The sequence below is a fragment of the Bradyrhizobium sp. A5 genome (assembly GCF_042076515.1).
In the GTDB taxonomy this organism is placed as follows: Bacteria; Pseudomonadota; Alphaproteobacteria; order Rhizobiales; family Xanthobacteraceae; genus Bradyrhizobium; species Bradyrhizobium cosmicum.
Genome location: NZ_CP148990.1, coordinates 2,767,202 through 2,782,671, shown reverse-complemented (window position 1 = coordinate 2,782,671; position 15,470 = coordinate 2,767,202). Strand labels below are relative to the sequence as shown.

Here is a 15,470-nt window from a genome sequence, read left to right as displayed (position 1 = left end):
ATCGCAGCTCGCCCGCCTCACGGCCCGCTGGGGCTGATCGTGGTCGTCGTGGTCGTCGATCCCGGGAAACGAATGTTGTTGACGAGGCTCACGCCGCTCTGGGCGGTGACGAGCGTGGTGTTGATGAAGTTCAGGACCTTGGTGACGTCGACCTGGGGCGCGTTGGAGGCGTAGAGCACGTCGAACGGGCGCATCGACATCTTGGTGGCGATGAAATAGCCGGCCGGATCCTGGAAGTTGACGTTGAAGACGATCGGCACCGAAGCGCCGTCGAATTTCGAGCAGTCGACGCCGAGCCGCAGCGCCACCTCGCGCGGCTCGCGGCGGTAGAGGAAGACCGAGGCGGGATCGGCCTGGAGATCGAGCAGACCGCGGGCCTTGGCGACCGCCTGCGTCAGATTGATACGCCAGGCGTCGAAGTTGAACTCCCCCTGCTGGCCGGTGGCGCCGAACGCGATGAACTTCATCGGCTCACGGTAGAGATAGATGCGGTCACCGGGTTGCACGAAGACGTTGCTGTTGGGGAAATAGACGAGATTGCCGAACGGCACCGTGGCGCGCTTGCCGGCGCGCTCAAGCACCACCCAGGTCTCCCAGCCGGCGCCGCTGATGCCGCCTGCCCGCGTGATCGCGTCGGTGATGCGGTCCTGCGCGCCGGCCGCCGGCATCGGAAAGCGCACCGGCGTGCGGACCTCGCCGAACACGCTGACCATCGAGGAGCGCTGCTGGCTGGACGTGACCACGACCTGCGGATCGATCGCGCGCTTCTTGATCTGCGCCAGGATGTCGTCCTGGACCTGCACGTTGGTGCGGCCCGCGGCGCGGATCCGGCCGGCATAGGGCACCGTGATGTTGCCGTCGTTGTCGACGGCCTGGTCGGGCAGATTCACGAAATTGCCGGGACGCACGCCGGCTTCGAGTGGTACGTAGAGGCCGCCGGCGGAAGCTTCGAAGATGGTGACGCTGATGATGTCGCCGATGCCGAACTTGATGCTCGAGGGCGGACGCGTGTCGGTCAGGAATCCCGGCAGTCCATTGGGCTCGAATTTCTCGAGCATCTCGACCACCTCGGGATTGAGCTTGACGACGGCGAACGGCAGCGTGGTGGTGTTCTCGTTCCTGACGTCGAGGCTTGCCGGCCCCGCCATCGGAATGAAACCGCAGCCGCCGAGAACGGCCGAAATGATCAGGCAGCATGCGATCGACAGAAGCTTTCCAAACCGCATGACGTTCGTTTCACACCAAGCTGACGCACACAGGGACAGGCTTGCCGCACGCCTCGTGGGCGGCGACGCGCCTCCCGCGCCACCGGCGCGGCGATGTGCGGTTCCTGCTCAGTAGACGCTACGCGCACCGCGATTGCGAAAACAGACGCGGCTACTTTTTGGCCGCGCGCTCTGCGGAAACGCCGTCAATCGCTCGCACGGATCGTTTCAGCCGGACGCATCGACACGCCCGCTGCGTCGGGCGTATCGATCGTTCGAATGAATGCCTGGAGAGGCCCTACCTGCCGCTGAAGGAGCGGCAGCCGGAACGCGTCAGTTGGAGGACAGCAGTTCGCGCAGCCGCGCGATCTCGATCTGGGTCTCCGAGACCATGCGCATCAGCAGCCCATTCTCGTGCTCGAGGTCCCTGATGCGGCGAAGCCGGCTGCTCTCGTCCTGCTTGAGGCCGAGATCATAGACGTTGGCCGTCTCGTTGGAATTGGACGTCGTCAGCGCGGACTCGGGGCAGACCGGTTCGATCAGATTTGTCGCGCGCATTTCACCCCCTAAAACACAAATTCAAACAGGCAGGCTTGCCAAACTCGTGCGGACAGCAGCCCACTGCCCTCTTCCACGAAGCCTGTTGCCGTCCTTGTAGGTCTGTTTCTTATCGTTGCTGTGACCGATCTTGAACAAAGCGTCAGATTTCAGGATGGAAAGCGGCCGTCCGGTGGCAGATGTCCTTTTGCCTGCCCAAATCCAAATCGATTCAAGTCTCTCGCCGTGCCGTCAGACTGTCATATATGACGCGATATCGCGTCGCTCGAGCGATGCGTCTCGACCGGTGCACGAGCGGCGTCGTGATGACACGCGCAAATTGACGCCGTGCGCGCGACGGATTGCCACGCAGCAACCCGATGCATCGTCAGAGACGCATACGGCGTCACTGCTTGCAGTCGCTGGACGATGTCGTGTCGCACTGCTTCTTGTCCTCCGGCTGCTCGCTCTGGCCCTGACCATCGCCGCCGCCGTAACCAATCACTTCGACGATGAAGATCGAGGCCGGCTTGCTGGAGCCGCCCGCGGTCGGCGTTTCAGCCGACTTCGCCGCGGCGCCTGCCGTGTTCGAACCCGCGGTCAGTGCACCGATGTTGGGAACAGAAATGGTTGGAACGCCGGTCGTCGAGCCCTGAACCGAGGAGTTGCCGTAGTTGGCGACCACGGGCGCGACGAACACCGCATCGCCCGAGGACTGCACGCCAGCCGTGCCGAAGTCGATCGTTCCCCGCGGTGCGAGAAGATAGAGATTGGACGCGACCGCCACGTTCGAAGCCTTGAGCGTGCCGATGCCCGCACCGGTCACGAAGCCGCCGAGATCGATCGATTGATAATCGTCTTGATCGTACAGCACCTGCAGCGCCGGCGCCGACAGCGTCGTCTTGGAACCGCGCCCGGCGTCGAGATTGCCGTTGGAGCTCCACATCAGGATGTCGCCGCCCTGGGTCGTGAGCACACGGCTCGAATTCACCAGCACGTTTGCGTCGGTGAAGGTGTTGATCGCGCCACCGCCCAGCGTGAGGATGCCGATGTCGCGCAGCTTCAGCGCCTTGTTGGGCTCGGCGGCGAGCGAGCCGACGATCAGGCTGCCGCCCGGACCGAAGATCGAGATATCGCCGCCGAGCCTGGTCTGAACTGTGGAATGCAGCAGATTCATGTCGCCGGTCTTGACGAGCTGGCTGGCACCGTTCGCGCCGCCGCCGAGCGCGTTCTCGGTGTAGCCCAGGCTCGCCGGGAACATCGTCTCGATCATGCGATAGCCGCGCTGGGAGTCCGAGCCCGTGCCGGCCGACTGGCTGATGCCGACCTGCTTGAGCTCGGCGAAGAACACCTGGTCGACGAAGACATGCTGGAGATCGGCCGGCAGAGCCTGGAACACCGCGAACACGCTGGCATCGTCACCACTGACTGATTTTCCGACCCGGGTCAGGAAGGCGCGCAGCTCGGGAATATAGTTGTGCGGCACCCCGCCCGCATTGGCCGGATCGATATAGCCGTCGATCACCGCCTTGTAGTCGACGCCGAACTTGGTGCCGAACATCGTGATGATGTCCGCACCCTGCTTGGTCCCTGCGGCCGCAACCAGCGCGGCGTTGCGCCGCGGATTGCTCGCCGGGCCGAGCAGCGACTGGTTGTAGATGCCGATCGAGCCGCCTCCTGCTCCCGTGTCGCCCGGAATGAAGAGGTTTCCGACCGCCGTCGGAGAGGAATTGCCGACCGATACGATGCCTTCCTGAACGAGGGCCTCGGTCGAATTGTTGTGCGCCGCCGGAAGGAACGGACCGATGTCGCCGCCAGCCTGCACCACGAGGAAACCGGGGCCGGCCACCTGGATGCCGCCGCCATTGTTGTACCCGGTATAGGTGATGTTGCGGCCGGCCACGATCGAACTCACGTCGGCAGCGTGAATGTTCTGCACGACGACGTTGAGGTCGAAGATGTCGCGCCCCGCATAGAAGCTGGCTGGGCGGTTGATTTCGATGTGCTGATAGACTGCTTCAGTCTTCGGAGAATTGATGTTCCGCTGGCCGTAATTTCCCGTTGCCGTGATGTCACCGGTCGCGGCGTAGATTCGCGCCTTCGTATCGAGCCCGTCGGCGTCATCGCTCCCATGCGCCAGGATGGCGCGGCTCGACGATGCGTCATTGCCGCTATTGGGCCGATACGGATCGAAGGCGGCATCGATCAACGATGGTCCGGTCGAAATATAGGGACGCGAGATCGGTTGCGGCCCCGACGTGTTCGCTGGATAGCCGAAGGTGAGATCGACGCTGCCCTGTGCGAGCAGGTCGAACGTGCCGTGCTCGGACGGGCTCAACACGATCCCCGGCACCTTGATTCCCGTACCCGTGATGAGATCACCGATGCCGGTCGTGACCAGGTCACCCTGGAGAGCGAGTGCCTCGAAACTCGCTGGGTAGGTCGCTGCTCCAGCCCTGTCGAATGTGTTGTTTGTCCAAATCGTGGCCGGCGCGATGGTGATGGTGAGATCGCCCGACTGCGCGACCACACGCACCTTGCTGTCTGGGCCATAGGTGTCCATGTAGAGAGGCTGGTCCGGATTGGTCGCTGTCTCGAGTGGGTTTGACCTGCTTGGCTGCTGAGCGTGCAGCGCAGCCGGATTGACAACACCGGCTATCGTAACGGCGCCGGCGGCGCTCATCGTGATCTGCCCGGTATCGACAGCGAGCTGAGGAACGTCCGGAAGCCTGAGAGTGCTGCTCCCATACTTGTAGACGTACCCGTTCTGGCCGATGTTACCGCCCGCGACGATGCTGGCGTGGCCGGATCCCTCGTAGAACGAACCGCCGAGGATGTCGCCGCCAGCACGCACGATCATGTTGCCGCTGCCATAGAGGTGCGTCACGGGTGTGCTGCTTGCCGACAGGCCGCCGGTGACGCGGCCGGTGGTCGGGGCCGACACCGACACATCGAGCATGTTGTGACCAGCGAGCACACTTATATTGCCACCCGCGCTGAGGAAGCCCTGCTGGAAGCTGCCGTACTGGATCCACCACGCCGTTTGCGAGGCGATCTGCGTCGAGGGCGCGAAGACACCGGCACCGTATGCCGAATTGTTGGCATCGGGTGTCACGCCGGAATTGGAGAGCAGCCAGGCCTGATAGTACTGCGGCACTTTCTTGGAGACCGTGGTGTCGTTCTCTTCCTTCACGACCACCTTGGTGTTGCCCACGACATCGCGCTGCGCGTCGATGACGACGTCCCCGCCCTTTTCGGGGAAGGCTGCCGCAGTTGGCGGACCGTAATAGAGCTCGGACGCAACGGCGGCGGCCGCGTTGCCGTAGGCCATGAGGCGGGGCTCGAAGAAGCCATTTGGATCGGTGACTGCGAGGTTCGAGCCGTAAGGATTGGCGTAGGTTTCAGTGTTGACGCCGGCCGCGTAGATCACGCCGGGCGCGGCGGTGTCCTTCAGGACCACATCCCGCGCGGCCGCGACGGTGATGCTACCGGTGCCTGTCCGGATCATGGTCGGAATGTTGACCGTGACGGACCCTCCCACCAGCTTCTGGTCGTAGCTCGCGTGCTTGTCGACGATCACGTCGCCCTTGTCGCTCGCAAGCGAAACCCGGGCAGTCGGATTGGCACTCGAGACATCGGCGCCTGCGGCCAGGATGTAGGACCATGACGACGGCGCCGTCACCGTCTTGATGTTGGCCTGGCTGCAATCGGTTGTACAAACCAGCAATTTATGCGGGAACAGGTCGGCGCTCGCGAGGTCCTGCGATGTCGGGCTGATGCCATTGCCGACATCACCGGCCTTGTAAGGCGCGATCAGAAGCGTGTTGCTGGCGTAGTCGTTCAAATAGACCGCGCCGAAATCGATCGAGCGGAGACCGCTGTTCGAAGCGAAATAGCTGTTGACCTTGCCGGCATAGCTCGCGTCGAGATAATCCGCGAACTGGAAGAACCCGTCGGAAATCGAAGCGTTGACGTTGATGTTTCCGGCGGCACGCAGCGAAAGCACGCCGGCATCGAGCCCGCCCCAGGGGGTCGCGAGACGGTAGGTGAAGTTCACGTAGCTCGACGCAGGATCGAAATAGGTCACCCCGTCGGCTGTCGCCAGGTTGCCGGCGGTGCCGGCCGCCAGATTCCAGTTGCTGCTGACGGTGATGTCGCCCTTCGAATTCACGAGGTCGACGCCCGGCTGCACATGCACGACGTCGGCGCCGAGGCTGCTGACCAACGGAGCCAGACGCGTGAACAGGTTGGTGAAGCCGTAATTTTGCCCGTTGTAGCTCCACGTCCCCTTGGTGATCTCGGAGATCGTCTCGCCGAAGAAGACCTTGCCGGTACCGGCCCCGCCGGTGAAGGACGCAACGCCAGTCTTGCCCTGCTGGCTTGGATCGAAGGCAAACACGCCGCTCGACGTCGCCGGAATGTAGTCGTTGGTAGATGGCACAAACTGCGGAGTGCCATTAACCAGGGTCGTTGTGCCGGCCTGGCCCGTTACCTGTACAAATTTCACGGAGGCGTTCTGCCCGATACTGACCGAGGTCAACGATGCCCCGTCATAGCCGGTGGCACCAGGCGCAAGCGACATCGACGCCGAGACGACCTTGAGGGTCGAGACTGGACGGCCGAACTGCATCTTTGCCGGCGCGTCCAGGTTGCCGATCGTTATGCTTGGAACTCTGGTCAGATAACCGCTGCCGGGATCAATGATCGTGACGGTGGCGACTTGTCCGTCAGCACTAAAGGACACGACACCCGTAGCACGTCTCCCGCCGGAACCGGGGTCCGGGAATGTGACGGGAATGTTGCTCTGGCCGAAGTACTGCTCGAGCCCTGGTGTGCTCGGGTCCAATTGGAAAACATCTACCCCCGCGGCGAAACTGATGGTTGCGATCGTGCCACCCGCAGTGTTCTTCACGGCAACCGGCGCCGGCACAGTCGCAAGTGCCGTGCCGCCCTCGATTTTCTCAATGCGCCATCCGCTCACGTTGGTCCACGTCCCCTCCGTGGCCGGAACGAGATTTCCGTGCTCATCCACTCCCTTGTACCAGCCAGCCGTATCGATGGTGCCGGACCAGCCGAGGCCCTTCGATCCGTCGATACCATTGCTGCTGGCGATCGTGTCGAACGCAACGAACCCGTTCACCGCGACCGAGCGAGCGCCGACGATGCTGGTCCGTGAGCGATCATTGACGTTGTTGGTGGCGTCAAGCACGGGCAGCTCGTCATACGTCTTGTCGCCATCGGCGTAGAAGCTCGCGCCGTGCGTACCGGCCGTGTTGGCGACATTGCTGATCGCCGCGATCTTGACGTCGTTGTTGCCGTCCAGCGGCGCGCGGAAGGTCACGGTGCCACCGCTCAGGCCACCCTTGGTGCCGCCGGAGACATTGATCTGCGTGCCCTGTTGCAGCCAGATTTTCGACTTGGCGTCCCAACTGATGCCAATGGTGACGTCGCCGCCGCGCTCGTCGGCGTGCGTGGTCGAGGCATCGATCACGCCACTGCTCGCCAGGAATACCGAATTGGCGCCGTAGAGGGAGACCTTTCCGCCGGCCTGCCCGGTGCCGTCGGCGGTCTTGCCGCCGTAGCCGGTCGCATCAATCAGGCCGCGGATCTTGACCTGCCCGAACTGCTTGCTCGCGTCGCCGCCGTCCCAGGCCGTGTCGTCGGCGGTCAGCGTGATGGCGTTGGCCTTGAGGGTGTGGCCCTGCAGAAGCTCGAGATTGCCGGTGCGGGTGTGGATATCGATCAAGCCGGAGATGCCGCCGACGAGCAGCGTGTCCGCCAGCGCGGTCAGATCGGCTGCGTCCTTGGTGTCGAGCTTGAAGCGGCCGCCAAGGCCCGCACCGCCGGCGCCGCGCAGGATGCCGGCGATCGTCGCGCCGCCGCGGAGCGTGTTGACGTCGATCTCGCCGCCGTAACCGAGACCACCCGCAGGCTGCGCCACGTCGATGACGCTGCCCGCATCCACCAGTACCTGGCCCGCGCCTGGGACCACCGGTAGGAACGACGTGCCGATATCGGCATTGAGCACGATCTTGCCGCCGGGCGCGTAGGTGTCGACGTCGACCAGCGTCTTCTTGTAGCCGCCGGCCGCGAGATAGGCGCCGGACTTCAGCTCGAGATTGCCGGCGATCGCATTGAGCGTGATGGTGCCGCCCTGCGCCTGAACCGTGCTCGCGATCGTGATGTTCGACGCCGTGATCTGGAGGCTGCCGCCGACCTCGGTGCTGTCGGCGGGCCGGTCGGCGACGCCGGTGCGCGCAACGGTGTCCTGAATGGTCACGTTGCCGGCGTAACCGGTGATGGCGAAGCTTTGCGATTTGGCACCGGTCGCACCGGCAACCAATAGGCTCGGCGTGGTGACGGTGAGATCGACCTTGTCGGTGTTGCTGACGCCGAGCGTCAGCATGCCCGGGCCCTTGACCAGCACGCGGTCGGTGGCGGTGAGACCGACATTGGAATAGCCGGCAATGGTCATGTAGGTGGCGGGAGCAACGCCGTTCACGACGCCGCTGCCGAGATCGATTTCCTTCGCGGCAAATTGCAGGCTGTTGCCGTTCGCGGCCGTGTTGCCGCTGAAGGCCGGGCCGGCGGTCTTCGTCAGCGTCAGGGTGCCGCTCGCGCTGATCCTGGCGTCCTGCGCGGCGCCGCCGTCGAGGCCGAGTATGATGCCGTTGGCATCGAGCGTGAGGTTGCGCGTGCCGGAATTGAAGTCACCATAGACCGTGATCGGACCCGCGAATGCGCGCAAGGCGAGCGTCTGCACGTCGGCGAACTGGGCGCTGTTGGCGGGCAGCACCAGGCTCTTGCCGGCGACCGCGCTGGCGGTGCCGATGCCGATGGTCGGCGCGACCAAATTGACAAGACTGGCATGGAAATCCGTCGTGTTGACGACGATGGCATTGTTGGATGCGGTCGCTTGCAGAGTCAGCGTGTTCGTCGTGATCCTCGCGCCGTCGTCGATCGTGAGCTTTCCGCTGTTGCTGGTATCGCCGCCCTGCAATGTCAGGCTTCCGCTCACCTGTCCCGTCGGCAGATTGGTCGAAATGTCCTTGACGTCCTTCGCAACTACATCCTTGAAGCGAATGGTGAGTCCCGAAGCGGAGACGCCGGTCTTGCTCGGTCCTGTCAGTTGCAGGCTCGGGTCATTGCTCGCGACGAACATGGCACCGCGGCCCGGCTGTTGCGGGCCGCCATTGGCGTAGTAGGTGAGCGCCTGCTCACTGCTGTCGTTGGAGACCACGAAAGAGGAGGATCCGAGGCCGCCGCCGGACCACAGCGCCGGCAATTTCGTCAGATCTGCGTTGATGATCTCCGATCCGGACAGCGTCCCGCCCAAGGCTGCGGCGAGACTTTCGGCCGTGACGGTTCGCCCGTCCGAGATCACTATGTAGTGGCGGCCGAGTCCGGCATGAACCGTTCCCGACGTTTCGATGACGCTACCGGACTTGACGGTCACCGTCCCGGTACCATCCACCGGGATGTAGACCGGCAGGTTCACCTCCACGGAGCCGGATCCAACCGTGATCGTTTGCTTGATTTCCTGCCACGTCCCGGTCTGCTGGGAGACCAGAAGGATCTCAGGCGCGCTGAAGGTCTCGCCACGCGTGTCGACGACGACATTGGTCGCCGTCGGCGTGATCAACGTGCCGGTCGCCACGTCGCTGCGGCTGCCGCCGATCAGGATGCTCTCGAAGCCGGTGAGCTGGGCGACGTCGACGCCGACATAGCCGGTCGGAACGTCGTTGTTGACGTATTCGGCATGGCCGACCACCGCGAGCTTGGGCGCGCTGATGTCGAGCTCGCCGCCGCGCCCGGTATTGCCGCTGCTGTCCCGGCCCGGCTGCGTCAGCGCCATGCCGTTCAGCACGATGGTCTGCAGCGCGGAGACCGAAAGCCGGCCCGCATCCATCGGCAGCCGCGGCGCGACGGTGTTCTGCTTGGTCGCGAGCTGCGTGTAATAGCTGTTCGCGCCGGTGAAGCTGTATTCGCTGTATTGCTGCCAGACCGCGCTGGTCTGCACCGCGAACACGGTCTTGCCCGACGACTTCTTTCCGGGCACCGTCGACTGCGTGTAGTTGCCTGTCACCAGCACCGTGCCATCGGGCAATTTGGTGCCCGATGTCACATGTTTGGTGTTGTTGTCGCTGGCATAGACCGTGACGCGCATCGCGCCGGGCAGCGTCGCGTAGTGCGCGGGATAGAGCGTGTAGGTTCCCGCAGGAATGCCGTTGCCGCCGTCGATCGTGATCTGCTGGCCCGCGAGAGGAACGCTGTCGCCCGCGGTGATGGTCGCGCCATTGTCGGCGCTGCGGGCGGTGGCAAAATGGATGTCGTAGGCCGCGATCGCATCGCTTCGCGTCGGCACCAGCGCGTAGACGTTCTGAGCCGCCAGTACATCGCGCGATCCGCCCTTGCCCTGGATGAACTCCATAGCCTGAAGGTCGCCGCCGCCGCGCAGGTCGATCGTCGAGCCGTCCGAACGCATCACAGTGGAGCCGGCAAGGATCAGGCCCTTCGATGGCGGCGCCGAGAGCGGCTTCAGGCTGGCGTTGTAATACCAGTCGGTGCCATCTGATGTCGCACCGTAGGGAACGGTGGTGTCGGCCAGCGACACCGAGGTGAGGCTTCCCGGCGCCAGCACCACCGACTGGGTGATGACGGGCGAGACCGAGGTGTCGGTGCTGCCGAGCGTAATGGTGCCGAGTGGCGCGAACAGATTGCCCGCCTGCTCGATCGTCTTGGCATGAACCGTGATGCCTCCGCCGGCCGAGAGCGGAATGCTCGTGTTGCTGCCCGCGGGCGCAGTGAACTTGACGTTGCCGGGCGTTTCGATTCCGAACGTGACGGCCGTCACCGGATAGATACGCTGGGCGGAGAACAGCAGATCGCCGGCCGTGACGAGGTTGCCAGTGAAGCTCGATTGCTCGGCCGTTGGCGTCTTGTCGTTGGTCCGATCGTTCTTCAGTCCATCGATCACCTTGAGCGTACCGAGGCGGATGTCGCCGCTCGCGATCAGATTGACCTGACTGAACCCCGAGAAATCGAGTCCTCTGATAGGATCGCCGGCCTTCGTCGGCTTCGGCGCGCCCTGAAGATCGATCGTTTTCGCATTGACCGTCAGCGTGCTGGTGCCAGCGGCCGGCGCGCTGCCGTTGCCCGCCAACAAGACGTAAGTCGCCGAGATGCGCGCATCGACCGGACCGGACGTCGGTGCGTTGATGACGCCAGCCGCGATCTCGAGGCGGTTCGCTACGTTCCAGTTGAGCGGACCTGAAATCGAGAGCGTTACCCATGACGGCGGGACATTCTCGGCGTAGAAACTGCCCGGCAGATCGGCGAAGAGGCGTGCCGCCCCTCCCTCCGCGCTCCCGGCATATAGATAGACGTTGTCGAATGCCGCGAGCTGATCGGCAGAAACGACAAGCGCCCCCGGTGCTGCTCCCGAGTGGTAAACTGCGAGTGCCCCGGCGACTTCCGACATATCTTGGCGCAGTAGCATCGCTCCGCCGCCGAGCAGGACCGTGCCGTTGTTGGCACGCGAATCCGACTTCACGCTGCCGTCGGCTGTGACGTATCGGCCGCCCATCGCGGCGAAATTGCCACCCCAAGCGAATCCGCCGACATCGACGTTCACCGTTCCGGCATCGCTCCACGACCATTGGGACGATATCGCGCCGCGCGCGTTGGCTATCTGGATATCGCCGGCTGCACCGGAGACATCGACCAAAGCGCCAGCATCCGCCACGAGATAGTTCTTCCCAGGCGCGCTATAGGCGAAATAAAACTGGTCCTTGGTAGAATCTTTCGGATCACTGTACGTGGTGACTTTGGTGCTCGTTCCGCCTTCGACCGTGAACGTGCCGCCGGAGATATAAGTGCCGCTTGTTGCCGGCCCATTCACTGTCCCGAACAGCGAATTGGCAACGAAGGTTCCCGACAGATCGATCTTCGCGTCGGACGAGAGATGCGTCGCCCTCGAATTGATGAAGACAGAGCCGCCATGGTCGATGATCGTGCCGAGTAGTTCGACGGACGTCGCCGGGACGCTCCAATCCGGGGTGCTTGGTTTCGCAAGGCTTGGATCAGTTGATGTGGCCCCGCGACGGTCGTCGGTGACCGCAGCCATGATGATTTTAGCCTTGGGATCGGTGACGATCCTCGAGCCGGTATCCAGCTTGATGCTATTGGCCCTCAGAGTGAGATCGACGGCCTTGCGCTGGTTGTCCGGCAGCAGCGCAACTTGCGGCTTGGCCTGCTGACCGAGCTTGGTGCCGGTCGGTGTTGTGGTGTAGTCCGCCAGGCTCACGAAGTTTCGCTGCTGCAGCGTCAGGCTGGTCCCGGCCGAGACGACAATGTTTGCGTCCGCGCCCGACCAGTCATCCTTCACAGACTCGATCGTGTAGGAGCCGAATCCGCCGGCCGTCAGCAGCGCCTCGGGCAAAGTGCCGGTGGCGCCACCGATCCGGATCGAGTTGACTCCCGCGATCCTGAGGCTGCCGTTGCTCTCGAAACCATAGCCGCGCAATGCGCCGCCGAGTTGGAGCGTGGCAATCGAGCTGTCAGCTGGGGTAGGCTTCACCTGACCAGTGGAACTTGGAGCCACCCATGCCGCGCCTTGGTAGATCGCGACAGAAATGTTGCCCGCCTTGCCGGCCATCACACCGGTAGCGACGGTCCTAGCTTTGCCTTGTGACGAGATATAACCCCCGCTCGACACATCGAGAACACTGCTCGCGGCAAGTACTATGCTTCCTGTCGTGTCTCGAACTCCGGTCCCTTCGATGGTGCTGCTCTTGTCGGTCGCGATGGAAATGCTGCCGCCGTTGATGAAGGCGGGGCCATCCGCATCGACACCGGCCACGCGCCCGATATCATTGACAAATCGCCCACTGACATCAAGCGAGCCCTCGACAAAGACACTCGCGGCAATCGACTTGCCCGATGGTTCGACGGGCGCCTTGAACCACGGCGTGGTGTCGAGTGAAGCCCGGTCGGTGACGAGGCTGACGTTTCCACCCGCCGCCGAGACATTGCCGGCAATATCGATTGCGCCGGCTGTCACGTTGAGGCTGCCGCCTGCCGCCAGACTGAGCGTGCTGCCGCTCGACAGCACGAAATCGTTCGACGTCACCGACAGCGAACTCAGGCCATAGCTCGACAGAACATCATCGGACAGATTCGTCGTATAAGTACTCTGCGTCGTGTAATTCGCAGATGCCGCCGCACCGATCTGGACGCTCGACGGCGTCGTCAGCGAGAGCGAGCCCTGCAACGGCAATTGTCCGTTGCTGATCTGCCGCTCACCCGCCGTCGAGCCGAAATACATCGTCCCGAGCAGTGACGGATTGACGGTGACCAGGCCGACGCTGCCGGCGTCGTGGCCTTCGGTGTAGCCGGCCGAATAGACCTGGCTCTGCGAGGACCAGTATTCGGTGACGCCCCAGCGTGCATGATTGACGACATACTGGCCCGCGATCCCGACATAGGTCATGTTCGGGTCGGCCTTGGCGATGTTGTAGATGCGGCCGTCGCTGCCGATCAGGCGCGTGGTGTTGACCATCCCGGGCAGGAACTTGACGCTGCCGCCGGCGACGTTCATGACCGATCCATCGGTCTTGACGCTGGAAGCGCCGTTGTTGGTGCCGAGATCGGTGTTGAGGCTGATGCTTCCGCCGACCGTCATCAACTGGTAAATGCTGCGCGGCACCTTGGCGACATAGCCGCTCGCATCCGCGAGCGGCGTTCCCACCCATGTGGTGCCGTCGGCGTAAGTTCCGGTGTTGCGGATGTCGATCCACAGCGTCTGGCCGTACACCACGCCGGTCCCGTCGGCGTTCACAGTGGCGTAAGGAGGACGCTGCAGCGGCGAGTCGGCGAATTCCGACTGAAGCTTGACGGCGATGATATTGTAGCTCGCCGGCAGCTCGACGTTTTGGAGGCCAGCAACGTCGATCGTCGCGCCGGGCGCGAGAAGGACGGACTGGGGGTCTTGAGAATTGGAAGAGACGCCGTTCTGGTTGCCTCCAGTCACGCCGTTGCTACCCTGTTGAAAGAGGCCCGGCGGCAGTTTGTTATCTGCGTTACCTAACGGCAATACTTTCGCGTTCAGCGAGACCTGGGCGGATGGTGCCGAGATCAGGCCGGTCGAACCGACCGTGACATTGGTTTGCGCCGTGGCCTCGATATAGGCCGGCGTGAAACTCTGCGTGCTCGGCAATCCCGCCGCGCCGTCGTCGAGCGGCAGGCTTGAGATCACACCGTTCATGGTGACGCTGGTGGCCGCGCGCAGCAGCACGAAGCTGTTGCGGTCGATGCTGGTGTCGACGGAGATCACGCCCTGGAGGAGTTTTCCGGCACTATCGGTCAGGGCATGACCGCTTACATCGGTGGGATTACCGATGGTGACGGTATCGCCGTTCATCACGACGATGCCGCGCGCAGCATCGATCAGGCCATCATGAACGACGGCGCCGGTGCCCGGCACATAGCGACCGATCGAGCCGGACCCCGCATAGCCAGTGGCGCTGTCGTACTTTATATCAAACTGCGACAGCCTGAACTCGGTACCGCGGAACTTGATGGTTCCCTTGTCGTCCTTGCCCAGAACGCTATCCGGAAAAGCCGAGTATCCATTCGAAACGACATCGATGGTTCGCGCTGCGACCATCGCGACCTCGCCACCGTTCACCTTGATCGAACCGGAATTAGTGACGTTGGCGCCGAACAGATAGACCGAGCCGGGCGAGCCGAGCGAGACCTGGTCGGACAGGATATTGCCGGTAATGGACGCGCCGCGCTCGACCTTGATGTCGCCGGCGATCAGATTGGTAGCCGCTCCCCCGTCCTTGTCATAGATCGAAAAGGAGTTGAGATTGGCGATGCCCTGGTCGCGGAAAAACGCGTCGCGATCGCTCAAGGAGGCGCCGAGCTTGCCGACGTCGAGGCTGGAGGCGATCAGGGTGTGGACGTTCACCTGCGAACCGGCGCCGAAGATGATGCCGTTGCGGTTGATGAGGTAGACGCCGCCCATCGCGTTGATCTGGCCGAGGATGCGGCTCGGTGAGGCGCTCGGATCCACCCGGTTGAGCGCGATCCAGTCGGACGCCGATTGCTGGAAATTGACGGTGGTGTTGGCGCCGACGTTGAACGAGTCCCAGTACAGGATGCTCTTCTGCTGGGTCTGCTTGATATTGACCGAGACGTTCGAACCATTCGTCGTCTGCACCGGTGCGTTGGCGCCGGTCCATTTCGACGAATCGGCCTTGATGCCCGCCAGCGGATCGCCGTTGGTGCCGCCATAGGGCATCAACCCGCCCGTGACCAGCCCGTTCGGAACGGACGAGGCCGCGGCCCGTGCGGCGGCCGCCGCGTCCGACTGGAGTTTTCGCGCGGCGGTGAGTGCGGCGGCCGCACGGACGAGCGAGGCTTCCGCCTGGCTGGCCGCGCCGGCCGACTGAAGCGCGGCCTGGATCGCCGCCTGCTGCGCCGCCGCCGTCGGTGCCACCGAACTGCCGCCAGGCGTCAAATTGCGCGCATGACCGAAGCCGCTCGCCAGCGACAGCGCGACCAGGCTGACGCCGCACAGCAGCGAGCGCTCGAAGGCGCGCCGCATTCCGGGGGGCTTCAAACCTTGCGGTTTCAAGCCTCGGGGAGTCTGAATGATGTCGCGATGGGGCACGCCGCAGCACTTTCCAATTGCAAGCTCCAGCCAGGCCTACCCATGCAGGC

3 protein-coding genes are annotated in these 15,470 nt (G+C 63.6%); all 3 read right to left on the bottom strand.

Going from position 1 to position 15,470, the window contains the following annotated elements:
• Nucleotides 1–17 precede the first annotated feature (17 nt).
• The 3 genes from WHZ77_RS13165 to WHZ77_RS13155 all read right to left on the bottom strand — a co-directional run bounded on the left by WHZ77_RS13165 (nt 18) and on the right by WHZ77_RS13155 (nt 15,354).
• A complete protein-coding gene (locus WHZ77_RS13165) occupies nt 18–1,226 on the bottom strand; it encodes a polysaccharide biosynthesis/export family protein (RefSeq protein ID WP_375314046.1) in 1,209 nt (402 codons plus the stop codon).
• Between the two features lie 312 nt (nt 1,227–1,538).
• Complete coding sequence (locus WHZ77_RS13160; protein WP_375314045.1) at nt 1,539–1,763, bottom strand: hypothetical protein; 225 nt, start codon at nt 1,761–1,763, stop codon at nt 1,539–1,541.
• 385 nt (nt 1,764–2,148) lie between these two features.
• Nucleotides 2,149–15,354, bottom strand: coding sequence for a filamentous haemagglutinin family protein (locus WHZ77_RS13155; RefSeq protein WP_375314044.1), 13,206 nt, complete (start codon nt 15,352–15,354; stop codon nt 2,149–2,151).
• Between the last annotated feature and the right edge of the window lie 116 nt (nt 15,355–15,470).